This is a genomic window from Bradyrhizobium sp. USDA 4449 (assembly GCF_054056275.1).
Genome location: NZ_JBSRYD010000001.1, coordinates 3,391,727 through 3,417,101, shown reverse-complemented (window position 1 = coordinate 3,417,101; position 25,375 = coordinate 3,391,727). Strand labels below are relative to the sequence as shown.

At 56.5% G+C, this 25,375-nt stretch carries 15 protein-coding genes and 4 pseudogenes; 6 read left to right on the top strand and 13 right to left on the bottom strand.

Annotation, left to right across the window (positions count from 1 at the left end):
* Positions 1–363: 363 nt before the first annotated feature.
* Together ACVIIW_RS16075 and ACVIIW_RS16070 are read left to right on the top strand one after the other, a co-directional pair.
* Complete coding sequence (locus tag ACVIIW_RS16075) at positions 364–840, top strand: Lrp/AsnC family transcriptional regulator (RefSeq protein ID WP_283046457.1); 477 nt, start codon at positions 364–366, stop codon at positions 838–840.
* A 797-nt stretch (positions 841–1,637) separates the two neighbouring features.
* Positions 1,638–3,317, top strand: a complete 1,680-nt coding sequence (locus ACVIIW_RS16070; protein ID WP_456701625.1) for an MFS transporter — start codon at positions 1,638–1,640, stop codon at positions 3,315–3,317.
* Between the two features lie 266 nt (positions 3,318–3,583).
* On the opposite strand, the gene ACVIIW_RS16065 is transcribed toward ACVIIW_RS16070, so the two are convergent.
* The 3 genes and pseudogenes from ACVIIW_RS16065 to ACVIIW_RS16055 all read right to left on the bottom strand — a co-directional run.
* Positions 3,584–4,972 (bottom strand): aminotransferase, encoded by a 1,389-nt coding sequence (locus tag ACVIIW_RS16065; protein WP_456701624.1) that lies wholly within the window; start codon positions 4,970–4,972, stop codon positions 3,584–3,586.
* Between the two features lie 9 nt (positions 4,973–4,981).
* On the bottom strand, positions 4,982–6,496 hold the full coding sequence (locus ACVIIW_RS16060; RefSeq protein WP_456701623.1) for an NAD-dependent succinate-semialdehyde dehydrogenase: 1,515 nt from the start codon (positions 6,494–6,496) through the stop codon (positions 4,982–4,984).
* A gap of 1,439 nt (positions 6,497–7,935) precedes the next feature.
* Positions 7,936–8,042: pseudogene (locus tag ACVIIW_RS16055) on the bottom strand (IS30 family transposase); the annotation flags it as partial.
* A gap of 7 nt (positions 8,043–8,049) precedes the next feature.
* Between ACVIIW_RS16055 and ACVIIW_RS16050 the strand changes: the two are divergent.
* Positions 8,050–8,237, top strand: a pseudogene (locus tag ACVIIW_RS16050) (helix-turn-helix domain-containing protein); the annotation flags it as partial.
* A 307-nt stretch (positions 8,238–8,544) separates the two neighbouring features.
* Here the strand turns inward: ACVIIW_RS16050 and ACVIIW_RS16045 are convergent.
* Together ACVIIW_RS16045 and ACVIIW_RS16040 are read right to left on the bottom strand one after the other, a co-directional pair.
* Positions 8,545–9,579, bottom strand: coding sequence for an ATP-grasp domain-containing protein (locus tag ACVIIW_RS16045; RefSeq protein ID WP_456701622.1), 1,035 nt, complete (start codon positions 9,577–9,579; stop codon positions 8,545–8,547).
* Positions 9,580–9,969: 390 nt separating this feature from the next.
* On the bottom strand, positions 9,970–10,098 hold the full coding sequence (locus tag ACVIIW_RS16040; protein WP_456701621.1) for a hypothetical protein: 129 nt from the start codon (positions 10,096–10,098) through the stop codon (positions 9,970–9,972).
* A 798-nt stretch (positions 10,099–10,896) separates the two neighbouring features.
* On the opposite strand from ACVIIW_RS16040, the gene ectB reads away from it, so the two are divergent.
* Together ectB and ACVIIW_RS16030 are read left to right on the top strand one after the other, a co-directional pair.
* Positions 10,897–12,186: a diaminobutyrate--2-oxoglutarate transaminase gene (ectB, locus tag ACVIIW_RS16035; RefSeq protein ID WP_456701620.1), complete on the top strand. Its 1,290-nt coding sequence runs from the start codon at positions 10,897–10,899 to the stop codon at positions 12,184–12,186.
* A 917-nt stretch (positions 12,187–13,103) separates the two neighbouring features.
* Positions 13,104–14,180: pseudogene (locus ACVIIW_RS16030) on the top strand (IS630 family transposase).
* Between the two features lie 10 nt (positions 14,181–14,190).
* Here the strand turns inward: ACVIIW_RS16030 and ACVIIW_RS16025 are convergent.
* The 8 genes from ACVIIW_RS16025 to ACVIIW_RS15990 form a co-directional block, all read right to left on the bottom strand.
* Positions 14,191–15,372, bottom strand: coding sequence for a M20 metallopeptidase family protein (locus ACVIIW_RS16025; RefSeq protein ID WP_456701619.1), 1,182 nt, complete (start codon positions 15,370–15,372; stop codon positions 14,191–14,193).
* Between the two features lie 303 nt (positions 15,373–15,675).
* Positions 15,676–17,046, bottom strand: coding sequence for a CapA family protein (locus ACVIIW_RS16020; RefSeq protein ID WP_456701618.1), 1,371 nt, complete (start codon positions 17,044–17,046; stop codon positions 15,676–15,678).
* A 245-nt stretch (positions 17,047–17,291) separates the two neighbouring features.
* Positions 17,292–18,539 carry a serine hydrolase domain-containing protein gene (locus tag ACVIIW_RS16015; RefSeq protein ID WP_456701617.1) on the bottom strand — a complete coding sequence of 416 codons (1,248 nt, stop codon included), beginning with the start codon at positions 18,537–18,539 and terminating at the stop codon, positions 17,292–17,294.
* 350 nt (positions 18,540–18,889) lie between these two features.
* Complete coding sequence (locus tag ACVIIW_RS16010) at positions 18,890–19,933, bottom strand: ABC transporter ATP-binding protein (RefSeq protein WP_456701616.1); 1,044 nt, start codon at positions 19,931–19,933, stop codon at positions 18,890–18,892.
* Entirely contained in the window at positions 19,930–20,937 is a 1,008-nt protein-coding gene (locus tag ACVIIW_RS16005) for an ABC transporter ATP-binding protein (RefSeq protein ID WP_456701615.1), read from the bottom strand. The genes ACVIIW_RS16010 and ACVIIW_RS16005 overlap by 4 nt, the downstream gene beginning before the upstream one ends.
* Position 20,938: 1 nt before the next feature.
* Positions 20,939–21,820 carry an ABC transporter permease gene (locus ACVIIW_RS16000; RefSeq protein ID WP_456701614.1) on the bottom strand — a complete coding sequence of 294 codons (882 nt, stop codon included), beginning with the start codon at positions 21,818–21,820 and terminating at the stop codon, positions 20,939–20,941.
* A 1-nt stretch (position 21,821) separates the two neighbouring features.
* A complete protein-coding gene (locus ACVIIW_RS15995; RefSeq protein WP_456701613.1) occupies positions 21,822–22,763 on the bottom strand; it encodes an ABC transporter permease in 942 nt (313 codons plus the stop codon).
* Between the two features lie 7 nt (positions 22,764–22,770).
* Positions 22,771–24,372: an ABC transporter substrate-binding protein gene (locus ACVIIW_RS15990; RefSeq protein ID WP_456701612.1), complete on the bottom strand. Its 1,602-nt coding sequence runs from the start codon at positions 24,370–24,372 to the stop codon at positions 22,771–22,773.
* 772 nt (positions 24,373–25,144) lie between these two features.
* Here ACVIIW_RS15990 and ACVIIW_RS15985 point away from each other — a divergent pair.
* Positions 25,145–25,327, top strand: a pseudogene (locus tag ACVIIW_RS15985) (IS66 family transposase); the annotation flags it as partial.
* Positions 25,328–25,375 lie beyond the last annotated feature (48 nt).

Sequence of the window (25,375 nt, the reverse complement as noted above, 5' to 3'; positions counted from 1 at the left end):
CCGTTCCGCGCAGCTCACCCGAGCGTAAAACCAACCCGATCCAACGACACCTCCTCCCGAGACGCCGAGATGCATCGATGCATCCCCAAGCTCAAGTCCTCGTCGAAGCCCCAACTGCTGCGGAGCGACACCAACTGCTGTGCGCTCAGCTGACGCTCTTCTTAGAGAAGTTTGCATTACGGGACGAAGGCCCTTTCGAAGGGCATTTTGCAAGCCCTGCAGCATATTTCTTGTAATTGCCGTTAGATCGACGATACTGATGTCACAAAGAGTGTTTTTCGACGACATTTGACGGATCTGAGATTTTTTTCTGCGGAAACACACGATCTCTTGCAGAATTTCCTCTTTAGCCTGGAGCCTGTTATGAGGTACGACCGAATCGACGCTCACATCCTGGAGATCGTGCAAAAAAATAACCGTCTCACATCCGAGACGATTGGCGAACTGGCCGGGCTTTCCGCTACCGCCTGTCAACGCAGGCTAAAGAGGCTTCGGTCGGACGGCATTATCGAGGCGGACGTTTCGATCGTTTCGGCCAAGGCGGTCGGAAGACCTATTCAGATGCTCGTGCTGGTGACATTGGAGCGGGAACGCTCGGACATAATCGACAGGTTCAAAAAGGCGATCAAATCATCCGCTGAAGTCGTCAATGGGTTTTACGTCACAGGCGATGCTGACTTTGTCCTATACATAACCGCACGCACCATGGACGATTATGAGCAGTTCACGCGGCGATTTTTCCGTGAGAACCCCGATATCAAGGGCTTCAAGACCATGGTGGTCATGGACCGGGTAAAAGCCGGATTTGCTATTCCAATTGAGGCACCGTCTGAGGATTGAGTGTCTCACCAATGGACCCCGCCTACCTGCTCCATCACCAAGCCGTGCAAGGCGTCGCGGTACCCATTATGAAACGAGCGCAGGTCTTCGCGCATTGGCGCGCATAACTTTGAACTGAGTGGCGTCACCTCCAGGCTACCAACACCAACCGCTCATTGTGGGCGCTTCGTGGCGCGAGCGAGCTGGATGACTCAGTCCGATGAACTTGCAAACGCTCACCAACGAGAGATGTCGGCTTGGCCAGTACGCATCGCTAGCGCCCTTTTTCGTCGCGCAGTGCGAGTAAAACGCTGCAAGTTTCCTTCGATTTTGTGCTCTAAGCGGCTACGCGCGATTTAAATATTCAGAGCGCTTCAGAGTATGGCCTCACCTATATGCGTTCACGTCGCTTCTGGCCATTGGACAGATCTGAGAAGATCGGCTTTCAGTTGGGCAAGGCCGCCGCGGCTCGCTCGGCGGCACCTGTCACGAGGAAATCAACTTTTTGAATCAATACAAGCGGCGAAAGGATAAGGCCTCTGGGTCAGTTGAGTGGCATCTGGCCTTTGCTGGTGGCATCTTGCAGGGAGTGACTACGGAATGAGCCGTGTCGAGAAAGCGCGCACTTGCAGGGCAAGAGCAAAGTTTACTCGTCAGGTCGGGATCGTGCGAGGCGGAACCCTTGGCGCGAACCTGACTATTTTGAGGTCTCTCTTGCATCTAAGCAGCGCAAGTCGAATGACGGCGGACTTCCCGTTTGCCATCAGCCCCTCTTTGTCCTCATTCGTCGCACCATCCGGGGTAGGGCAGCAAGCTAGATGACTCCTCTCAAGCCTCGACCAATTAGCACTGAAGGTATCACAGCGCCCTTCCGCCACCTCACCTTTCGGCGTATCTGGCTTGCGAGCCTCCTTACGAACCTGGGCGCGCTGATCCGGAGCGTCGGCGCAGCGTGGGCGATGACGCAGATGACAACGTCGGCGGACAAAGTTGCGCTTGTGCAGACAGCATTTTTGCTACCGGTCATGCTGATTTCGATGCCCGCAGGCGCAATTGCGGATATGTATGACCGGCGGATCGTGATGCTTTTCGCGCTCAGCATGTCGCTAGCTGGTGCGACCGCGCTGACGGCACTTACCTGGCTAGGGATGGTCACGCCAGACTCGTTGCTAATCCTGTGTTTTGTAATCGGCAGCGGCGTGGCTCTGATGGATCCTGCCTGGCAATCCTCAGTTAGCGAGCAAGTGCCGGCGGAAGCACTCCCAGCTGCGGTCGCGCTGAACAGCATTAGCTATAACATCGCGCGCAGCGTGGGACCGGCGATCGGCGGGATAGTGGTAGCGGCAGCCGGCGCAGTCGCTTCGTTTGCCCTAAATGCATTGCTATATCTACCCTTACTTCTTGCGCTGTTCTTGTGGAAGCGAATTTCCGAACCGTCATATCTTCCGCCAGAAAAACTAAACCGCGCCATCGTTTCGGGGCTCCGCTACATCGCTAACTCGCCCCCGATCAAAATCGTGCTGATTCGTTCCATGATCACCGGCGTGATCGGAGGCGCCATCATCGCGCTAATGCCGCTGGTCGCCCGTGATCTCCTTGGAGGTGGTGCACGGATCTATGGGATAGCTCTCAGCGCGTTCGGACTTGGCGCGGTAATTGGAGCGCTATATGTACCTGAAGTACGAAAGCGCTTGAGCGGTGAAGCCGCAATTCGCGCCTGCGCACTGTCCATGAGTGGGGCGCTTCTCGCCGTGGCGTTGAGCCACGAGCTGGTTCTCACATCGGCCGCTCTTGTCCTTGCCGGTGCCGTGTGGATGATCTCCTGGGCCCTCTTCAACATTGGCGTGCAGCTGTCGGCCCCGCGCTGGGTCGCAGGACGCTCGCTTGCAGCCTACCAAGCAGCAAGCTCAGGAGGCATTGCTGTCGGTAGCTGGGGCTGGGGTCATTTGACCGATGCCGCAGGTGTCGACACAGCGCTTTTGATATCAGCAGTGCTGATGTTAATTTCTCCACTATTGGGGCTTTGGCTCCGTATGCCTCGCATAAACCCGCGAAGCGAGGATGCTGAAGCGCTTGCGCATCCTGAGGTTCGGCTAACGCTCACCCATCGCAGCGGACCCGTTGTGATTGAAATCGAATACCGCGTGGCACAAGAGAATGCGCGGGCCTTTCATAACGTCATGCAAGATGTGCAGCTGTTCCGAAAGCGGAATGGCGCGTATGGCTGGTCGATCGCTCGCGATATCGCTGATCCTGAACTGTGGACAGAACGCTACCATTGCCCCACGTGGCTTGATTATCTGCGTCAACGCAATCGCTCGACGCATTCAGAACGCGCGCTAGATCGACAAGCTGCGTCCTTTCACGTGGGTCCAGAACCCGCGCGTATCCGGCGTATGCTAGAGCGCCCATTTGGCTCCGTTCGGTGGAAGGACGATGTATCCGACCGTACCGCCAACGAGTCCTTTCTCGGTGACTATAACCGGAATCGAACGTAAAACATAGCCTCTGCCAATTTGAGGCGATCATTCCTCGAACAGCCAAATGAGAAGTGCCAGCACTGCTCCAAGCGAGAATGCTCGTTCCTAGTGAGAGGCTCAGCAGATCGATTGGGCTTGATCTGTTGATCTTGCGGTAAGGAACAGCACAGCGAGTCTGAGACATCCCTTGAAGTCCCCAGGCTTGGGTTCCCTTCATCGAGGGAGACCGTTGTCGATCCCGGATCGTTGACCCAGCATAAAAGCCATCCGCGCTCACGAACTGTCTACTTATTTGCCAGCTCGTCCATCACCTGTCTGGTTGCTTGATAGGCAAGCTCAACGATTTCGTCGATCTCAGCCTCGGAAACCACGAGAGGCGGCGCGAAGCCAAGAATGTCTCCATGCGGCATCGCTCGTGCAATAAGCCCCCGATCGCGAGCCGCCTTTGAGATGCGGGCACCAACTTTCAGCGCCGGATCAAACCTCTGTTTTGTCTGCCGATCCGCGACATACTCGATTGCGCCTAGAAGGCCAACGCCTCGAACCTCCCCGACGATTTCCAGCTGCGCAAACCGCTCCTTGAGCCGCTTTTGAAAGTGAGCGCCGACAGTTCGGGCGCGATCGCTTAGTCGCTCCTTCTCGACGATGTCGAGCACGGCATTGGCGGCCGCTGCTGCGATGGGGTGTCCGGAGTAAGTATAGCCATGGGAGAACGCTCCGACGCGATCGGCGGCTTCCTCCATAACGTTGTAAACTCTCTCGCCGACGATAGCTCCCGAGAGTGGCATGTACCCGGATGTCAGCCCTTTTGCGACTGTGACAAGATCTGGTTCGATCCCGTACAGGGTGCTCCCGAAGTCCGCGCCAGTTCGACCAAATCCACAGATGACCTCATCGGCAATCAAAAGGACCTCGTACCGCCTCAGCACCGCCTGGATTTCACGCCAGTAACCCGCGGGCGGCGGCGTGATGCCACCGGTCCCGAGCACCGGCTCGGCAATGAAAGCACCAACCGTTTCTGGCCCTTCGCGCACGATTAACTGCTCGAGCTCGGCCGCTCGCCGGCGAGAAAAGTCTTCTTCCGTCTCACCCGGTTCGGCGCCCCAATAGTGATGTGGCGTGCCTGTATGGAGAACGCCTGCGAAAGGCAGGTCCATGTAATCGTGATAGAATGACATGCCGGTCATTGAACCGGAGAATACCGAGCAACCATGATACCCGCGCTCGCGCGAAATGATCTTCTTCTTCTTTGGCTGGCCGCGCAGATTGTTGTAGTACCAGACGAGCTTTGCTTGTGTCTCGTTGGCATCCGATCCAGAGAGCCCGTAGAACACTTTGCTTGCCTTGCCTGGAGCCGTGCGCACGAGTCGGTCCGACAGCGTGGCCAGCTCTTCGGTCGTGTGCGCTGCATAAGTGTGGTAGTATGCTAAGCTGTAGGCTTGACGTGCAATGGCTTCGGCCACTTCGGTGCGACCGTAGCCAATGTTTACACAGTAGAGGCCAGCAAAGCCGTCGATATAACTGCGCCCCTTTGCGTCTTTGATATGAATCCCCTTTCCGCCAGTGACGATTGTCGGGTCACCAATTTTACCGGTGGCGAAGTCCTTGAGCTGGGTGAAAGGATGCAAAACATTTGAGCGATCCCTTTCAGCAATGGTCTTGATGTCAATCATGTCACTCTCCTATGCCGCCAGGTCGCCGAAGCAGACGTATTTCAGTTCCATAAATTCCGCCAACCCGTGTCGCGATCCTTCGCGGCCGAGCCCGGACTGTTTCCATCCCCCGAAAGGAATGGGTGACCCAGTAAATGAAGCTGTATTGATACCGAACATGCCGCACTCGATCCGCTCTGACAGTCGCATCGCTCGACGTAGATTGTCTGTGTAGACATAGCCAGCGAGCCCCATTTCGGTAGCGTTTGCTCGGGCGATAACCTCTTCTTCCGAATCGAAAGGGAGCACTGCAGCCACCGGCCCGAATGTTTCCTCGCGAGCGATGAGCATGTTTTCAGTGACCTCGCCAAGTAAGGTCGGAGGAACGAAATGGGGGCCTAAGCTCGCGTCCTGCTGTGGCGAGACAACACGCGCACCGTTCTTCAGCGCATCGTCAACATGAGACCTGCACTTCTCGGCGACTGATAACTTAGTCATTGGCCCGATAGCTGTTGTAGGCTCCAGACCATGGCCCATTCTGAGCTGAGCTATCCCGGCGGCAAATTGTTCAACGAAGGCGCCGTAAATGTTTCTTTGCACGTAAATGCGGTTAGCAGCCAAACAGTCCTGGCCAGACGTAGCAAATTTTGCCGCCATCGCACCCTTGACGGCCTTCTTAAGATCGACATCGTCGAACACCAGAAAAGGAGCATGGCCGCCCAGCTCTAGCGATACTTTCTTGACGCTCTCGGCTGCTCCCTCAAGAAGCAAACGGCCCACTTCCGTAGAACCCGTAAACGAAAGAGCGCGTATTCTGGTGTCGCTCAACAGTGGTTTCGAAAGTTCGATCGGATTGCCGACGAGCACCTGAAACACACCCCGCGGGAGCCCAGCTTGCTCGCCTAGCCTGGCCAGCGCCAGCGCGGATAACGGGGTCTCGGGGGCAGGCTTCACAATGATCGGACATCCGGCGGCTAGGGCGGCCCCCGCCTTCCGTGTAATCATCGCTATGGGAAAATTCCATGGGGTTATCGCCGCCGCGACACCTGCTGGCTGCATTCGCACGTGGAGCAGGCTTCCAGGCTTATGGCTTGGGATCGTCTCACCGTATGCCCGCTCCCCCTCCGCGGCGAACCACTCAAGAAAGCCAGCACCGTACGCTATTTCCTGACGCGCCTCAGCAAGCGGCTTACCTTGCTCGCAGGTCACTAGGATCGCGAGTTCCTCCTCGTGCTCGATCATCAACGAGGCCCAGCTTCGCAGAAGCGCACCTCTCCTTACCGGCAGCAATTCTCGCCACATAGGAAAAGATCGCTCGGCCGCAGCTATTGCCACCTCCATCTCTACGGCCCCGCAACGAGCAATATCCGCTATCTCATCGCCCGTCGCGGGATCAATCACATGGTCCCGCTCGCCACCGCGTAACCACTGCCCGTCGACGAGCGCCGCCCCCGACAGAAAATCACGACGGGTCAGATTTTGCAGATGCCTGCTCGTCAAAGCGACCCACTGCGGACGTTTGTGGAGAATTTTTTGAAACGTCATTTGGGGCCCCACACGGTCATTTTGTTGAAATTGCCCATGCGATCAGAATACTGATGGTGTATAGAAATTTGCGTCGCATTTCCCCGCGGCTGGGACGATTTCCTGCAAACCCTACGCACTTCGCGATGGAATGCACCTGAGTCTGGAGCTCAATCATGAATCAGACCGGATGACGCCCGCGTCCTGGAGATCGTCCAGAACAACCAGCTGGCTCCGAGGTCGTCGGTGAAATGACTGGGCTTTTGGTACGGCATGTCAGCGCCGGTGAAGCGCCTGCGGTCGGGCGGAATACTTGAAGCCGATGTTCCGATCTTTTCTGCTAGAGCGGTGGGAAGACTTAAAAAGGCAACACGGATGACTACGCCCTGGTCAAACATCGCGCTGTAGCTAACAACCTCAACCTCCCGAGATCTCGCCGCAAGTTTTCTAAGGTCTTGGGGAGCAGCCGATCGTGCTCCATTAAGCCTAGCGCGCGGACTATGTCCGAGCGACCGCGCGAGCGGGTACGCGTTAATCCGCCCGCCCCTCATGCATGGCTCCGCGCTCAACCACTAGTGGCTGTTGTCTCGAGTATAACCAATCTTCCGCTAGTTGCGATAGGTAGACTGTCCTGTGCGGCAGCAAGACCAACAGGATGCTCGATAGCCGCTCAGTTAGCCAAACTGGCCGGCGACGAACCTGGCCCTGTCAGCTTTGTCGGGAGCAATCTATGATGGCTGATCAACCGGATGCACTTCTACGTTCGTTGCCGCGCAAGTTCAAAGCTCCGCTCCCGGGCGCCCGACTACTTGTTCTCGGCGCGGTGCATGGAAACGAACCCTAAGGTTCAATTGCCATAGAGCGGATCTTCCAAGAACTCGCATGCGGAGAGCTGGAAATCATTGCCGGCCAGCTCACGCTCGTACCAGTCGCCAATCGACTCGCATGTGAACGCGGCACTCGCAACGGCCGCGGCGATCTGAATCGCAACCTCGGATCGACATCGAGTCCAGGAGATAATGAAGACTTCATAGCAAGTGAGTTGTGTGTGCTGCTCGCGAACACGCTGTCTTGATCGAATACACTCGTTCGATTGGCAATCTAGTTCAATGGTGCTTCTCGGTCCGGATAGCAGCACACGCGATTCAGAGCCCTTCGCATTCGCATGCCATGAGGACGTGTTGGCTGCACATCTGGGAATCAACCGAGCACTATATGAATGGCTAGCCACCAACATGCGCCGGCTCACAGGCGCGGGGGCTCAATTCAATACTGCAAGGGAACCACCGATTATATGCGGTCCGTTGGCCGCTATGCTTTGACAATAGAATGAGGTCAACACGCAGATCATCTTGCTCCAGAACTCGCGTACAATGCGATACGTAACGCGCTCGCCTATCTGAGACTTATAGCTTCAAAAACACTACAGCCCAAACAGGAGATCGAGTTATTGCGAGTGTCGCGCCCCGACCGTGAACGAAGAGGGCTTGATAGATAGCTTCGTGGCTGACGCGCATCGTCTTGTCGTCCGGAAGTCGATCGGCAAGTGTCGGCCAATCTGCTCAGGCTAGGTGCAGGGCCATTCCATACAGGAGATTGGAGGCCGCCTCGGGCGGTCTGCCTCGACAATCTCCCGCGAACTGCGGCGCAATGCGGCCACCCGCAGCGGCTGGTTGGAGTACCGGGCGACGACTGCCCAGTGGCGTGCAGATCCATCGCCCGTCGTCCGAAGCTGACTAAGCTTGCGCTCAACACCACCTTGTGCACTGATGGTGAAAGAGCGACTTGCCGAATGTCACCGTGGCTCCGAGCGGCACTCCCGTTGCTGGTCCTGCTGTTCATGTCCAAAGGATTTACTTCTTTCTAGGAGATTCCTTTGGCTACAGGGAGGTAAGCGCCAGAGCTCATTCGATTCCAAATGCTGTAGAGCTTTCTCCTCGAATCGGACTCGAATTGCTCAATCGTCACTCAGTCGACGCAGCTGCACCACCGTTGGTCGCACCTGAAGATATGCTTCTACAGCTATCTGTAAACGGCGGATTCGATGCAGCGCCCTCAGTTATAGGCTTCTATGGCTTCCGGAAGTGCGACACCATGAGTTTTGCTACCTGATCCGATTGATCTACGCCCGAGGCCAGTTTCGCATCGTATAGCCCTCCCGGATTCGTCAGATTAAGGTCTATTATGTAAGGGTAAGCCATATCAAGCCCAACGAAATTGACGCCATAATCCATCAGCTTCCGACCGATCAACTCGGCGAGTTCAATCTCGTTGCAATGCAAGTCGACCGGAATTGGCGTTCCTCCTTGCGTGATATTAGATCTATGATCATCTAGCGACGCTTTCCGCCCGTGCCAGGCAACTGCCTGCCCGCAGGCAACGATGATCCGCTTTTCGCCTCGCTGCACTTCGGAGATGAAATGCTCAAGAAGAGCGTACTGAGCCTTAAAGCCATCCAGTCCGTATTCGTATTGGTGCCGCTTCACAAGAGATTCGCGTTCGGTAAGACCACCGAATCGGCTCTGCGCGTCTGCATTTCCTGTCAGGCATTGTAGGATCGCGCGAGCATTTGGCCCATTGGGAGGAAGCAAGAATACGTTTTGTCCGCCATACGCGTTTGCCGGTTTCACGACCCAACAGAGATCGGGGTTCTGCCGATATCTCTCCCAAAGTAGAGAGAACTCATTCGATGTATATGCAATTGCTCGATGCTCTTTCGGCACGACGAGACCCAATGCATGCTTTGTTTCCAGAAAGAACGTACCCTCAATGCTATTAACGAAGGGGGTATGTTGAGAGGCCAGCCACAGCATTTGCCAAATATCACCCGAGATGCTAGACGGCCCCGCGTGGTTGAGCAGGACGAGCTGGCATTCGTCGATGAAATATACACCCCTCGCCCCCTGCGCTGCGGAGCCAAGCTGGTACGCCTCTCCGCTTGGTGGCACCAATACTCCCCGTGTAAAATAACGATAATCTTCTGACCCGACCCCAGTGATCTCGCCGAAAATCACCTCCCAGCCGAACCGACGGAACGCGTTTCCGATCGGTACATCATTTTCACCTAAGCAATCTGGACTACCTGTAAGTATGAGAAGTCTCATCGGGTTTCTCCTACTCGGCTCCAAAGAAATGACATCACGGCACAATCGGAACATTGAAGGTGCTTGAGGTGACCGTTCGCCTGTCGCCTGAGAGCAGGCAAACATCCCGCAGATACCAATCAATGCTAAGGCGATGATCTTGCCGCCGCCCCTTTGCGATTGCTCCTCTAAACAGCAATCCTCGTGCCAGCGTTAATTTTCTCTATCTGAGCTCGCCATTGCTTGCCTGAAGAGGCATCCCGTAGGACACGCTGATCGGAAGCTGACGACTCGCGTGCCAGTGTCATAAACCAGACGGAGCCGCACCTTGTGCTAAGGGACGCGCTGAGAATGTCGCCTTGGCGACTCCGAGTGAGTCGGAAACGGCAGTTTGCGTCTCTGACACTCGGCTTAGTTTGGTGACGCAATGACTCCCGGGTTGAGCAGCAGTGCGGTGGTGTGGTCAACCCGCCACAGCGCGGCGATCGCATCATGCATCTGTTCACCCGACCACAATCGGGCTTTGAGTGCCTCTGCCATGGGCTTGCTCTGGGGTCGCGATTCTGGGCGGCGGCAATCTCAAGAGTGGGGCAGGCCGCAAAATCGATCTATTAGTCGTCGGCCATTCCAACTTTTCCGTTGAGCCCGCACGCGGCGAACCGCTGGGAGACAATGTACCACCTGATTGATCATCTCGCTGAGGATGCGGGCTCTTGCGGCCGCCGCTCACGAACTCGGCAGGATGTCGCCATTCCAGTTGGTTAACTCTAGCGCGTTCAAACCACGAACTCTCGAACTCTCCCCAGTCTGGCATTTTCGTTCTGTCGGGAATCGGTAGGATGCGGCCGTACGAGGAGCGAGAAACAAATCGCACTTCTTCATCAGCGGCGTAGGGGCGCGTCTAGGGTCCGCCAAGGCCGGTACGGGATCAAAATGCAGCAGTCGAAAATGCGAACTGCTCTTCCAATTGCTCCCATGAGCCCGCAATAGCATCTCGCAACTTTGTTTCCGCCGTCCGAATACTGAAGAGAGCCGTAATTCGATTGTGCCGGCGGCTTTCGCCGGCTCCTCACCTCGCCTCAGGCTGGACGCAAAGATTACTGTGCAGGTACCTGTACTATGGCGCACCCAACGAAGTGCAATGCCGCCGACAGTCCATGAGGTAGTGCTCCAAAAGCAGTCCACCGCGAACCCAGGCCGAGGCCGCCAGCATTGGTAGGTGCGTGAATGCAGTCTCTCGGAGTAAATGAGGCCCGTTACTCTTAGATGGAAACGCCGCGTCTTTTCGAGCCGTCGTGCCTAATCGTTGATGCACTCACTCGCCCCAGGAAAGCCATCATGAATACCGCCGACAGAATGCAGCAACACCTTAAGACAATCGAAGCTCTAGAATCTAACGTTCGATCATATTCTCGCGCGTTTCCCGCGATCTTCAGCAACGCCCGAGGATCGATTATCTTAACGAACGACGGGCGAAAAATCATTGACTTCTTCTCTGGCGCGGGGGCGCTGAATTACGGACACAACAATCCTGCTATACGAGCCATTATTACTGACTATCTCGGATCAGATGCGCTCGTCCATGCACTCGATATGGCCACCCCCGCGAAGATTGACTTTATGGAGACCTTCGACTCAACGATCCTGCAAAGACGCGGCTTGAGATACCGGCTTCAGTTCACCGGTCCGACGGGAGCGAATGCTGTAGAAGCGTCGCTAAAGCTCTCGCGCAAAGTTACCGGACGTCACAACGTTATCTCTTTTACTCGCGGATATCATGGAGTGAGTTTAGGGGCCGCTGCAGCAACCGCCAACCGCTTCTATCGCAAACCGAGTGGCGTCGCTCTCTCCGGCGTGACTTTCATGCCATATGAAGGCTATTTAGGGCCAACGGTGAATACCGCACAGCACCTCAGAACTGCATTGATGGACGAGAGCAGTGGGGTAGATCTCCCAGCTGCAATTCTACTAGAAACGGTGCAGGGAGAAGGTGGAATTAATGTCGCGTCCGAGCAATGGCTAAGATCCGTGCAGACGATTGCGAAAGAAGTTGGCGCTTTCTTGATAGTAGATGACATTCAGATGGGTTGTGGTCGCACGGGTGACTTTTTTAGTTTCGAGATTGCAGCCTTATCGCCCGATGTAGTCGTGCTATCGAAATCATTAAGTGGATACGGTCTTCCCTTGTCAATGCTGTTGATCAAGGACGAACTCGATGGATGGGCACCGGGAGAGCACAACGGGACGTTCCGAGGCAATAATCTCGCGCTTGTCGCTGGAACCGCCGCAATCAACGTGTACTGGCGCGAACCACTCTTCGCACAACAGGTCAAGTGCACTGGAACTTTTCTACATCGCCAACTTTCGGCTATTGCTACTAAATATGGAAATGCTTTTGCGGTTCGAGGGCGTGGCATGGTCTTTGGTTTTGATTGCCTTGTGGCGCAAACAGCGGAGACGATCGCGCGCATTGCGTTCGAAAAAGGATTAATGATCGAACGCTGCGGGCCGAATGATCAGGTTATAAAGTTTTTGCCGGCACTCACGATTGACCGCGCAACTTTGAATGAAGGTCTCGAAATCTTCGAAGACGCTGTGGCCGAAACCATGCGTCTCAGGCAGTCTTGAGTTCCAGCTGCGTTTGTTCAGATGTGGCCCAGGTATCTGCCGGACAAGCGGAAGTGATCATCACAAGAACCTGAATTGAAGGGTGACAATCACCGATCGGCACATAGGCCTCAGTCAGCGCAGGCGGCGCGGAAACCTAATGACGCGTCTCGTCGTCGGCGCACCCGGCCGGCCGTAATGGGTTGAGAATGGAAGCGCGGAGATACATGCAAGCCAGGCACGCGCCAATCCCGGCGTTAGAGGTTCTCCGACTGTGGGAAATTATCCGCAAGCCGCCCATGGCTCGCTCTGCGGCGGCAAGCGCTTGCAGATATTCAACGACGATCGTGTGAAATAAAGCGCGATGTCGATGTAACCACCTTAAAGCAGACCGCTGCCCCGACGACATTCCCGATTGCTGCACCCCGAGCTAGAATCCCTTTCGCGCTTCTCCGAGCTCCTGAGGCAATGAACTATATGCTCTGGCACCGGCCTGACTTTGTCCGCTTGTCGAGGATGGCAGAGAGTCAGCAACAACACCCGCTGGAGAGCGTCGCGCGGCATCGCTCTGGGAAGAAACAACTCGATGTTCGCCGAGACCATATGGTGATGCTGGAAAGATAACTTCTGACGTGGTCTTGTTCGGCAAAGCGTTATTTTCATCGAAACAATTCACAATGGCAGTACGTGTCTTGCAATGCTCCATCCCCAACTTCTTTCAAAAGCCATCTGGAACCCACAGCCCGTCATTTTGACTCGGACTATGCAGCACACAAACCGATGGCAATTCCGACAGCTCTGTTTGGGGCGGGCTCGACCAATTCTGGAGGAGGTGCTCAACAGCCAAGCAGGACCCAAATGCCTGGTGATTGTAGTCATCTGGAACGCAAGTTCGTGACCTTAGTTGATCGCTCGAATCTCTAGAGAGGAGAGCGCTGGTGGTGAATGCAGGTGTGAGGCCGGCCGATCGCGCCGTTGCTGCTGAGTCCGCAGGAGCGGTCGTACTTGGAAAGGCAAGTTCGTCGTGATCGGGTAGCCCGCTCGCTATCTGATCGATGCCGTGCGATCCTGCGGTTTGCGGATGGCTTGGCAAGCAAGTCCGTAGCTGCCGAACTCGGCCTTCACGAACATACCATTGGTAAGTGGCGTCGCCGGTTTTTGAAGGATCGCTGTGATGGCCTGCTTGACGAAGCGCGACCTGGCCGCCCTCGCACCATCAACGACGATCAGGTTGCCGCAGTGATCGAGCGGACGCTGCGGACGACGCCGGTCGACGCGACGCACTGGTCGATCCGGTCGATGGCGGGCCGAATGTGGTCGGCGTTCGGCTTGCAGCCGCACCGTAGCCAGACATTCAAGTTGTCGAGCGATCCGCTGTTCGTCGACAAGGTGCGCGATATCGTCGGCCTTTATCTATCCCCACCGAACCGTGCGCTCGTCCTCAGCATCGATGAGAAAAGCCAGATTCAGGCGCTCGATCGCGAGCAGCGGGTCTTGCCGATGATGCCTGGGGTGCCGGAACGGCGTATGCACAGCTATGTGAGGCATGGTACGACCACGCTGTTTGCCGCGCTCGATGTCGCTTCCGGCTTCGTCATTGGCAAATGCTACAAGCGCCATCGGGCGGTCGAGTTCTCGAAGTTCCTCAAAGAGATCGACGCTCAAATCCCTGAGGGGCTCGCTGTCCATATCGTCATCGACAACTACGCCACCCACAAGACACCCAAGACAAAGCGTGGCTCGCTCGCCGGCCGCACTATCATGTCCACCTCACGCCGACTTCCGCGTCATGGATCAATCAGATCGAGCGCTGGTTCGCTGAACTCACCAGAAAGCAGATCCAGCGAGGTGTTCACACCTCCGTCAGGCAACTCGAGGCCGATATCCGTACCTTCATCGAAAGGCACAATGATAACCTGAAGCCCTTCAAATGAACCAAGTCCGCAGACCAGATCTTGGCTTCTCTCAAACGCTTCTGCCACAAGGCCCAGCAGACTTTATGTGGCGAACTTTAGAATCACGTGACTAGGAACTGAGCAGATCGAAAACGTATTTGACGGCGAGCTCCGTCGTAGGCATGACAACGCTATCCGATGCTCTGAATGTCGGCGTGTGCAGTGGCGATTCACTGCCCGGTGCGCAACTACCAAACAAGAAATAGATTGACGGCACACATGCCGAGTAGAAGCCAAAATCATCACTGCCCGTTCCCAGCCTCATTTCAAGGAAAGCGTCGTCTCCTGCAAGATCCTGTACGATGTGCCGGAAGCGCCTTACCAGTTCAGCATCGTTGATTACAGGAGGTTCCCCTCTGCGGATGATGCACTCGGCACGGCCGCGGTGCATCGCAGCAACGCCCTCCGCCACTTCACACACGCGTCGGGAAAGGAGCTCTCGACGTTCCGAACTACGTGTCCTGATCGTCCCTTCCATCACCACCGACGGGCATATGATGTTGGTTGCTGTCCCCCCCCGTATAGTGCCGATCGTGATAATGGCGGCGTCATCGGCCGGCATTTCCCGCGAAATCAGCTTTTGCGTCTCATTGATAAAGGCGCCGGCAATAGCAATCGCATCGACTCCTTCTTGCGGCGACGCGCCATGCGCCATCTTGCCGTTGATCGTCAGCTTGAACTGGTCGGCGGATTGGCTCACCGCGCCCTCCCGGGCGCTAAACTTGCCCGCGGGAATGCTCGGGCTCACGTGGAAGCCGACAGCTCTGTCGAATCCGTCCAGCAATTTTTGCTCCATCACTGTACGCCCGCCGAGCGGCTCGGCCTCCTCCGCTGGTTGGAAAAATACGCGCACCTTGCCGGCGAAACTGCTGCGCATGCGGTGAAAGGCCAGTGCTGTGCCCAGCGCAATCGAGCCATGGATGTCATGGCCACAAGCATGCATGACACCGTCGATCTGCGAGCAATAGGGCAGATCTCGGCGCGCCTCTTGGATTGGCAGAGCGTCGATATCGCCTCGCACCGCAATTGATCGTTTCGGACCAGAAGAGCTACCTTCGATGTCGACATACAGGCCGGTTTTGTGGAAAGCTTTAACATCGTTGAGCCCAAAGCGCTGCAACAGATCCCGAATCCGCTGCTGCGTCTTCCATTCGGCGTTCGAAAGCTCAGGCTCTCGCTGCATAGCGTGGCGCAGTTCCATGATGGCCTCGCATTCGGCCTCTGACAAAAAGCTATTGCTGCGCTCGCTCATATTTTCTTACCCCTTCAATATTCTGATCTATACTTTGAGCGCAATAGCAAGATGGAGCTGCGATCATATTCGGTGTGCCACGCATTATTCGGGCAACTTTAGTCGGTTCGCGCCTAAGTTCTTCCTGCGAATAAACCACAGGCATGTTCCAGCGGCGGCATTGCTGATCCACTCAATCCTTACCCACGCCGCCGCGAGAGCCCGACGAACATGCAATCAGGCGGTAGCGCCCGAGCACACTCTTCGCCTTTCACACTCTTCTTTCTGGTCAGCGCCAGATCTTGTAAATGTCGGGCCGCTTCATCATAACTCAGGCTGCAAATTGATGATCCCAGTATTATTCTTGATGTCGATATGAGTCCCGAATGGCCTGGACAGTGTCCTTAGGCGCTCCAAGATGACTCTTGCTTGAGGCGGAGAAGCCAAGCAAGGAATGCCGCGGTTGGCGAATCTCTTCGAGTGACCGAGTTCAATCGGGTAAAGCCGTAGTTCTGCAAGCTGGTTCTTCTGGAATCGGCAGATCGTGATGATGCTATCGTAAAAGACCGGGTCTGAAAAACCAGGATCAGTCCGGTATCCATTTGACATTTCGCTAACTGTTACCTCGGCATCGGTATGGGAGCGGGGATCTTTGCCGTAAGCGTCAAACATATCAGCACCAATGGGTGTTCGCAGATCGTCCATGATGAAGTTTCCTAGACTGTAAAGTATAGGGCGCCCCTTGTAGATTTCGATTCCTCGCAACCGGTGCGGTCCGTGGCCAACATATGCATCTGCTCCAGCGTCTATCAAACGATGAGCAAACGATCTTTCGTAGTCGGCAGGCTCCTGGCTCCAATTGCCGGGTTCGTGACCATGGTTGCTGACGATGCAGAAATCGGCGAATTGCTTGCCTTGCCGAACGTTTCGGAGAATGGCCCCGACATCTCGAGGATCAGGCTCGTAACTGTAGCCGGCTTTGACGCCCGCTCTGTACGTCGCGCCAGCCAGCAACACGGCGCCTAGATCGTCGCTTTCAGGGTTGTAGTCGGGCAATGCACCGCGCACCCGCCTCACATCCTCCAGCATCTCCGCTGGAATGACGACGGTTCTCGACAAACGCAAGCCATTCACTCCGGGTCTGCCAGGCGCCCCGGCAGCCGCGTCGCATGCTCGTGACATCGGCGTGAACGTTGCAGCCAAGGAAACTAATGCCACGCGACCGCGCGATGTCTCGAGAAAGCGAGGGGCTCCGGCTTGAGCCAGGTTTTCGCCAACACCCGCATGGACGATCCCGTTTTGATCCAGCACACGGCTGGTCTCCCGCATACCTTCGATACCCCAGTCAAACGTGTGGTTGTTCGCATAGCTGACCAGGTTGAAACCCATAGCCTTCAAGTCAGGTCCGAGTTCCGGCAGGCTAACGTGATAAGCACCACCGTATTCAGCCTGCGGACTACCCTTGAACGTGCGCGCATCGAAGATGTTGGTTTCCATGTTGCCAAACGTGACATCGGCATCGCGCAGTATCTCGACAATCGCGCCGAGGCCTTGACCTTTGGTGAGAGGCCTCGTGACAATAAGGTCACCGACGGCTACCATCGTGAACCCATCTTCCACGTTCGTTGCTATCGACGCTACCTGATCATACCGGTCAGCTTGCTGCTGCGAGTTGTCACCTGACTGTCTCTCCATAGTCTCCTCTAAGCTCCATCGTTTAAAATCATATCTGATCAGAACGTCTTCCCTACAAGTCGACACCACATGCACTGCTATGCAGTGGCGCTCTCCTGCGACCACTGTAGTGAGCCGCGATCGTCAAGGTGGAGTCGAGTCGCGCGAGCTGTCCAGTCATCTTGAATCGCGACGAAGCGTATTTAGTTCATGCGCACGATCCGGTCCAGGTACCGCGAGCAGAGACACACCGCTCACCGATCAGGCTATGCACGCAGCATCTGCCCCAATGCTAACATCTGCGGCATCGTGATTGGATCGCTTAGCGCGGCGGACGCTATCGGATGCGACGCGAACCGAGCGATCACCATCTCTGCCTTCGGCGCGATATACAGGCGCTGTCCGTGTATCCCCCGAGCCTCAATGGCTTCCAGCTCGTTGTGTGTCACCCACCATTGACTTCTATAAGAGTAGTTTGATCCCATCATAGGAAACTTCAGGCGGTGCTCACCCTGTTGCAAATCGCCCACAACTGAAGAGGGGATAAGCTGCTTTCCTTTCCACGCACCTTCACGCCGCATCAACTCTCCAAAACGAGCCAGATCGCGAAGCGTTGCCGATAATCCTCCACCCGCCATAGGCATGCCGACGGAGTCTACCACGACGTATCCGTCCTGTTCGCAGCCCAGGGGCGCCCAAAGGCGTTCGCTGAGCAGCTGCGCGAAAGAGAGCCCTGTGGCTCGCGCCGCGGCCCAAGCCATAACTTCGGTATTTACGGTTTTGTATGCAAACTCCTTGCCATGAAAGCCGTCCTTCTCGACCGAGCGTAGGTAATCGCTGCAGGTCTTCTCCCCGCGGTAGCCGACAGTTTGTGGGCGCCAACCGACCGCGCGAGCATAATCCCATATGCTCGAATTTTGATCGGCATATACTTCGGTGTAGTCTAAGGCCGTCTGCATGTCCATTACCTGGCGCAGCGTGGCGTCCTGCCAAGCGGTGCCCCGCAGCTCGGGGACGTAGTGCGGGATCGTCTTCGAGTCGTCGAGCACGCCTTCATGCACGAGAGCGGCAGCAAGCGTGCCTGCGTATGACTTCGTTATCGAATTGCACGCATGAGGCAGGTAGCGCGTAAGCGCGCCGAAGTACCGCTCGTATACAACGCGTCCGCGATGCAGCACTACGATTCCGTCAGTGTAGGTATCGAACAGAGCCTGATCGAACCGGCGAGTGCATCCGGCCGCATCAGTGAACATCAGAGAATCGATTTCCACTGTTTGGTCACGCACATCCAGATGCGACGGAGCGCCAGGTCCCCGCCAAATATTGACGGAAGGAGTCAATTCGCGCATGTGTGACAGCGACCAACGTATCTTCGGAAATTCAAAAAAGGTGTCGCTCTCGAACGAGATACGCTTGTCAGCAGGTGGTGGAAAACCGCGCATCCAACAGAGCTCGCGCGGATCAGATGCGCGACCATCGAGGTAATGCTGACCGTCGAATTCGAGCATGCTCATCGTAGACGTCTCCGTCTCTTTTTCAATGCGTGCACGCAAGTCTGGCTCTGTCATGATCTTCCTTTTTACGTCGTCCTGGCCGGTTCATGCATTTCTGTTTGGAAGTTTAACTAGTTCGCGAGGTCAAGCCCTCGCACATGTGGAGTTGGTCAACGTCACGGCAGTGCGCCTTCTGAGGAGGACCCGCCCCGTTCTCTCGGCCATAGTCCTCTCCAGATTGCACCAGCAACGTAGCACGGCACTTGGCAGCGAAAGATCGGGCCCAACGGCCACAGCAGTCCGTCGCCTGCGAGCCAATCCCGAGCTAATGTTGCGGAAGCAGGATAGAGATGCGAGCGCAGCGGACAATATCACGGACACCTCAAAGGCCGTTCCACAGGGCTCAGCGAACACTCGGCTGCCCCCAAGGACTGGGCAGGGCTGGTTGGGGCGCGCACATGGCAGGCTACGATGCGTCCGTCCGCCATAGGCACCGGAGCCGGCACTTCGATACGGCAACGCTCGACCGCGAGCGGGCAGCGCGGGTGAAATGCGCACCCGCTCGGCGGACTAATGGGACTTGGCACCTCGCCATGCACAGTGACGTCCCGGCGGGCTCTGGCGGGGTCCGGCACCGGGGCAGCCGCGATCAAGATCTCCGTGTACGGGTGAACGGGCTTTGCAAAGAGAACATCGCAGGGGGCGCGCTCCACGATCCGCCCTAAATACATGACGGCGACGTGATGAGCGATATGCTCGACGACACTCAGGTCATGTGAGATGAAGAGGAAGGCAATACCCAACTGTTGCTGGAGATCAAGAAGCACGTTCAGGATCTGTGCCTTTACGGAGACGTCAAGGGCCGAGACCGCCTCGTCGGCTACGATGAGCGATGGCTTGAGCGCCAGCGCCCGCGCGATTCCGAGACGCTGCCGCTGACCGCCCGACAATTCGGACGGAAGCCTGTGCATCATCTCGGACGACATCCCAACCTTTTGGAGAAGATCCGCCGCAAGCGCTTCGCGCTGCTGCCGGTTAAGGCGCTCGAAATTCTCTGCAGGTTCGGTAATAATCTGTCCAGCCGTAAGGCGGGGGTTCAACGAAGAGTAAGGATCCTGAAAGATCATTTGCATCCGACGGCGCCAATGTCGAAGCTCATGCCTGTTAAGATCGGCAATATCAGTTCCTTCGATCAGCACACGTCCGGCGGTCGGCTCCACGAGCCGCATCAAGAGACGCGCGACAGTAGACTTGCCGCAGCCGGATTCGCCGACAATGCAGAGCGTCTCGCCGGCCTCGACCGAGAAGGATACATCCTCGACCGCCCGGATCATCGGAACGGCCCTCTTCAAGAATCCCATGCCCAGCGGATAATGCTTGGTCAGGTTCTCGACTTTCAGCAGAGGACCGCTCATGCGACCACCACCTCTTCGGCGCGCCAGCAAGCCGCCGTGTGCCCCGGCGCGACATCACGCATACCTGGCACTTTCTCGCGGCAAATACCTATCGCGAACGGGCACCGCGGAGCGAAGCTGCACCCGACGATAGGCTCGCGCAGGCTTGGAACAATTCCAGGTATTTCAGGAAGGCGCTGCCGCCGTCCGTGCCGCGCATCAGGCACCGAGCGCATGAGTGCCTGAGTGTAGGGGTGCGCGGGGCGCGCGAACAGATCCGTGACGGACGCTTGCTCGACGATACAGCCAGCATACATAACAATCACCCGTTGGCACGTCTCGGCGACAACGCCCAAATCGTGCGTGATGAACACCACGGCAGTTCCGATCCGCTCTTTGAGGTCAACGATCAGCCGCAGGATTTGCGCCTGTATCGTGACGTCAAGTGCGGTCGTTGGCTCATCCGCGATCAATAATTCCGGTGAGCATGCGAGGGCCATGGCAATCATGGCGCGCTGGCGCATGCCGCCGGACATCTCGTGGGGGTAGTTGTTGATGCGACGCTCTGGATCCGCGATGCGGACGAGACGGAGCATCTCTTGTGCCTTTGCCATGGCATCTGCCCGGGACGCCCCCGTGTGGATCTGCACCGCCTCGGCGATTTGGCGACCCACAGTGTAAACCGGATTCAGGCTCGTCATTGGATCCTGGAAGATCATGGCGATCCGGTCACCGCGGATCTGTCGCATCTCTCGTTCTGAAAGTGTCAGCAAATCACGTCCGCTAAAGCGGATCTCACCACTTACGATTTTGGTGCCTCGCTTGGGAAGTAGGCGAAGAATTGAAAGGGCCGTAACGCTCTTACCGCATCCGGACTCGCCGACAATGCCGAGCGTTTCGCCTCGCTCGACGTGGAAGCTGATGCCGTCCAACGCACGGGTGACGCTTTGCTCGCCAAAGAAATGTGTCTTCAGCCCTTGAACATCGAGAAGCAACTTATCCCCGGTAGCTTTCTGAGTTTGCATGTCAGGGTCTGCCTTTTGAGCGCGGGTCGAACAAGTCACGCAAGCCGTCTCCGAGCAAGTTGACGGCAAGGACCGTGATGACAAGGCAGATGCCAGGTGCGAAAATCGTCAATGGGGCTACGGCGAGATACAGGCTAGAACTTGAGATCATGTTGCCCCAAGTGGGGATCTCGGTCGGCACACCTGCGCCGAGAAAGCTCAGCCCGGCTTCGGTCATTATCGCAGCCGCGCAGACATTGGCGCTCTGCACCATGAGCGGCGGGACAGTGCTAGGAAGGATATGCCGCCACAGCACCTTCGGCAGGCGCGCGCCACCGCAGAGGGCGGCCTCCACATAGGGACGAGTGCGAACGCTCAGAACCACGGAACGAACCAACCGGGTAACACTTGGAATCGCGGGGACTGCAATGGCGAAGATGAGGATACCGATCCCGGCGCCGGTCAGCGAAATGAGAGCGATGGCCAGCAGGATCGTCGGGATCGCCATTAGGCCGTCCATAACCCGCATGACGATATTGTCGAAGGTGCGATTGTAGCCCGCGATGACACCGATCAAAAGCCCTCCCAGAGCAGCGCTTGCGGCCGACGTCAACCCGACTAGGAGCGAGATGCGAGCTCCGAAGATCGTTCGCGCGAACACATCACGGCCGAGATTGTCACTCCCCATCCACATCTGAGCCGAAGGCGGTTGCAGCCGATGGAACGGATCCATGTTCAGGGGATCGCCGGCGTAAAGTGGCGCGGCTAGCGCCAGGATAATCAGCAGCGCCAACAAGCCTCCACCAACAAACACCAGGGGATGCCGCCCTGCCACCAACGAAATGCCGGATAGCCGTGGCCGGCCCAATGACAGCGATTCATCTGATGCGGCGAGAAGTGCCATATCAGTACCGGATGCGCGGATCGATCAGGGTATAGGCTAGATCGACCACTAGGTTAATTAGGACGTACAGGCCCGAAGCGAGAATCAGAACGGCCTGTATGATCGGATAGTCACGATTGCTGATCGCATCGACTGTCAAACGACCAACACCAGGGATACTGAACACCGTTTCCGTGATGACGACGCCAGCAATCAAGTATGCGAAACTAATGCCAATCACTGTGATGATCGGGACACCCGCATTCTTAAGCGCATGACGGAAAAGCATGGAATATGAAGACGCACCTTTCGCAGCTGCCGTCCGCATATAATCTTCAGACAACACTTCGAGCATGCTCGCGCGCGTGATCCTTGCGATATAGGCAATATAGGGAAAACTCAACGTCACCGTGGGGAGGATCAGGTGCACAAACCACGGCCGAAGGCCCTGGTTGATAGGCTGGTATCCTTGGACTGGCAGCAAGCGCTCCCTGATGGCGAACCAATAAACGAGAAAATAGCCAACGACAAAGACCGGGACCGAAAACCCAAGCGCCGCAAAGCCCGCGAGGATACGGTCGATAAAGCCACCGACGCGCCATGCGGCAAGCATGCCGAAAGTGACTCCAGTCAGGACCGAAAGGATCATCGTCAAGATAGACAGAGAAATGGTCGGCTCCAGGCGCTGCGAGATGAGTAGAAGAACCGGTCGCCCGGTGAAAATTGAGCTCCCGAAGTCACCACCGAGAATCCCTAGCGCCCAACGCTGGAACTGGACTGGGAGGGGGTCACTAAGTCCCAGCTGTTCACGAATGCCCGCGATGATCTGTGGCGTCGCCGCGTCACCGGCAATGATTGCCGCCGGGTCGCCGGACGACAGCCGGAGAAGCAAAAAGATGAAAATCCCGACCATTGTCATGACGGCAATAGTCGACAGTATTCTGCCAATTATGTAAGCTGCCATTGCGCTCTCATGCCGTCCGCATGTTCCACATTGCGACTTGCGCTGGCATTTGGATAAGTCCAGTCAGCGTCTTGCGGCGCGCAATTGGCGTAAATGTTTGACCTAGCAGAACCGTGCCGCCGAACTCCCACCAAAGTCCCTGCATCTTGCGCGCCAGCGCTTGGCGCTCGCCAACTGTTGGCGTATCAGCCCATTTTGCCCTGAGCGCCTCGTAGTCGTTATTCTTCGGCCAGCCAAACCACCCCTTCTCGCCATCCGCGACTAGCAAGGGCGTGCCGATCGGATCGCTAAGACTAATATCGGGCCAAGCCGAGATAAAGACGCTCCAACCTCCATCTTCGACGGGGCCCTTGTTCGCTCTGCGCGTAACAAGTCCGCCCCAATCACTCGCCGCAAGTTCGGCATTGATCCCTATCTTCCGCAGCGAGGCTGCCAGAAGCTGCGACGCATTGCTGTATCCCATCATGTTCGTTGGTTGAAGAATGACGACCTTCTCGCCGGCGTAATTGGCCTCTGCGAACAGTTGCTTAGCTTTTTCGGGATCTCCGCCCTTCTTGTACCATCCCGTATTTTCATCAGTGGAATAAAGTGTGTCATTTCCAAAGATCGAAGTAACCGATCGGCAGTATTTTGGGCTTGGTGAAAGAATGCGCAAGAACGCCTCTTGATCGACCAGGTGAAGCATCGCCTGGCGCGCTTTCACGTTATCGAACGGCTTCTGAAGACAGTTCAGGCGGAGAAGATTGACCCAACCCAATTTGTCTAAGACTTGGAGCGCAAGGTTAGGATCACCTTCGATCAGCGGGTATAGGTCCGCGGGGGGACCTTCGAGGAAATCGACCTCATCTGCCTGTAATGCCGCCAGAGCAGTCTGAGGATTGGAGATAATTTGCCAAATCAATCTATCAACATTAGCGACTTTCCCGCCAGCGAACCCGTCTGGCGGTTCGCTGCGCGGTACGTATTTTTCGTTGCGATCATAGGTGAAGCTTGCGCCCGGTTTGGCAAGAGCTTCGTTGAATCTAAATGGCCCCGATCCGACGTTCGCAGTTACCTGCTCTGTTGCGGCGCGACTCGCGTCCTTCTCCCGCATAATGTACAGAGGTGCCCCCAAACTCGCCAGGATGTCAATAAGAGGCCCCAGCGGCTCCTTCATCTCAAGCACGAAGGTCTTGTCGTCCCTCTTTGAGATATCCTTGGCGCGAGCCATTATGAGTTTTCCACCAGGGGCGATTTGCGCCCAACGACGAATGGAAGCTACACAGTCCGCCGCACTGACTGGAGTACCGTCGTGCCACCCAAGGCCATCCCGGAGCTGGAACGTGTACGTCTTCTGGTCGTCAGAAACGGTCCATTTCCCCACCATCTGCGGCTGCGGCATAAGCTTGGAGTCGGGCGCGAATAGTGTATCGTAGATCGCAAGCCCATGATCGCCGGTGATGGTGGCCGTTGAGGAAATCGGATCGAAGATGCGGAGGTCGCCGGACTTCACCATGCGGACCGTCCGCGCAACGCTAGGCGCCGTTTGTGCTCGCATAACCGATGGCATCGACATGGCTGCTCCGGCGGCCAAGCCCGTCTTCATAATGTCGCGCCGTGAAAATGTCATGTTCCACCCCTTTGAAGTTGCAGCACGTTCTTGCCGGAGAAAACTCCGGTCAGCCGAGCGCCTAGTTTCAAGGCGAACGATACAGAGGTCCATTGCAGCTTATCGTCAATTTCTAGGGCGAGTCTGAGGATCGTCGTCTTGTTGATGTCAATTTAGCTGAATTTCTGCGTTCGCAGCTTGCGGGATTGGTGTCATCGCTTGTCGTAGGCGTGTGGGGGGCAACCGGCGTCAGGCAGGGGCTTATTATTGCACACGCGAGCGCGACCATCTCCTCAGCCTGCGTTTCATGCGTTATTACCCTGCACTCAATCGCGCCGCGATGTCGTCCGTCGCCGCTGTCGATTGCCTTGGGAGCGCTACGGCCCCTACCCCTGTTTGGCAGTCGTCGCAATCATGGGAGGCTTGTGCCGCCTTACTCTTGTCGCGCCGAGCTGGTTCGCCGAAGCGAGCCAGCTCTGCGGGTTGCCGACAATCGGCTTGAGCATCGCGGCTGAATCCAGGATTACGTAGCCGTGCTCGTCAAGCGACGCCCTCTGCTACACTCGAGCCCTCGCGTAGACGCCGGGAATCTCTGACACTTTTTTCTTAGTCTAGTTGGTTGGCGGCTTCCATCGAGCCGCGGCGTGACCCAGCCCCATCTTTGAGGGTCGCTGATCCCCTGGGGAGCAAGGCTGATCGGGATCTACGAAAGCGAAGTCGCATTCGGCTAGTCGCGCGTGCTTTTGGTCTAGACACGCCTTCACAATAGTCCCGTGAGATTGCAAAAAGGCACGTCCGGGAGAAGTTCAGCTGCCGTGATTGCGAAAAGATCAGCCAGGCCACGGCGCCGTTGCGCGTCATCGCCCGAGGTTGGGCCGGGCCCAGCTTACTGGCGATGGTGCTGTTCGAGAAGTTCGGCCAGCACCAGCCGCTGAACCGGCAGGCCGAACGCTATGGCAAGGAAGGCGAGTCGATCCACCGCCGGCGCCAGATGGCGGAGCGTGCTGGCGTTTTGGCGCCGATC

What these genes read in the sequence shown, in the direction of transcription:
- ACVIIW_RS16075 (WP_283046457.1), top strand. Translation starts at nt 364, where the DNA reads ATGAGGTACGACCGAATCGACGCTCACATCCTGGAGATCGTGCAAAAA.
- ACVIIW_RS16070 (WP_456701625.1), top strand. Translation starts at nt 1,638, where the DNA reads ATGACTCCTCTCAAGCCTCGACCAATTAGCACTGAAGGTATCACAGCG.
- ACVIIW_RS16065 (WP_456701624.1), bottom strand. Translation starts at nt 4,972, where the DNA reads ATGATTGACATCAAGACCATTGCTGAAAGGGATCGCTCAAATGTTTTG.
- ACVIIW_RS16060 (WP_456701623.1), bottom strand. Translation starts at nt 6,496, where the DNA reads ATGACGTTTCAAAAAATTCTCCACAAACGTCCGCAGTGGGTCGCTTTG.
- ACVIIW_RS16045 (WP_456701622.1), bottom strand. Translation starts at nt 9,579, where the DNA reads ATGAGACTTCTCATACTTACAGGTAGTCCAGATTGCTTAGGTGAAAAT.
- ACVIIW_RS16040 (WP_456701621.1), bottom strand. Translation starts at nt 10,098, where the DNA reads ATGGCAGAGGCACTCAAAGCCCGATTGTGGTCGGGTGAACAGATGCAT.
- ectB (WP_456701620.1), top strand. Translation starts at nt 10,897, where the DNA reads ATGAATACCGCCGACAGAATGCAGCAACACCTTAAGACAATCGAAGCT.
- ACVIIW_RS16025 (WP_456701619.1), bottom strand. Translation starts at nt 15,372, where the DNA reads ATGAGCGAGCGCAGCAATAGCTTTTTGTCAGAGGCCGAATGCGAGGCC.
- ACVIIW_RS16020 (WP_456701618.1), bottom strand. Translation starts at nt 17,046, where the DNA reads ATGGAGAGACAGTCAGGTGACAACTCGCAGCAGCAAGCTGACCGGTAT.
- ACVIIW_RS16015 (WP_456701617.1), bottom strand. Translation starts at nt 18,539, where the DNA reads ATGAGCATGCTCGAATTCGACGGTCAGCATTACCTCGATGGTCGCGCA.
- ACVIIW_RS16010 (WP_456701616.1), bottom strand. Translation starts at nt 19,933, where the DNA reads ATGAGCGGTCCTCTGCTGAAAGTCGAGAACCTGACCAAGCATTATCCG.
- ACVIIW_RS16005 (WP_456701615.1), bottom strand. Translation starts at nt 20,937, where the DNA reads ATGCAAACTCAGAAAGCTACCGGGGATAAGTTGCTTCTCGATGTTCAA.
- ACVIIW_RS16000 (WP_456701614.1), bottom strand. Translation starts at nt 21,820, where the DNA reads ATGGCACTTCTCGCCGCATCAGATGAATCGCTGTCATTGGGCCGGCCA.
- ACVIIW_RS15995 (WP_456701613.1), bottom strand. Translation starts at nt 22,763, where the DNA reads ATGGCAGCTTACATAATTGGCAGAATACTGTCGACTATTGCCGTCATG.
- ACVIIW_RS15990 (WP_456701612.1), bottom strand. Translation starts at nt 24,372, where the DNA reads ATGACATTTTCACGGCGCGACATTATGAAGACGGGCTTGGCCGCCGGA.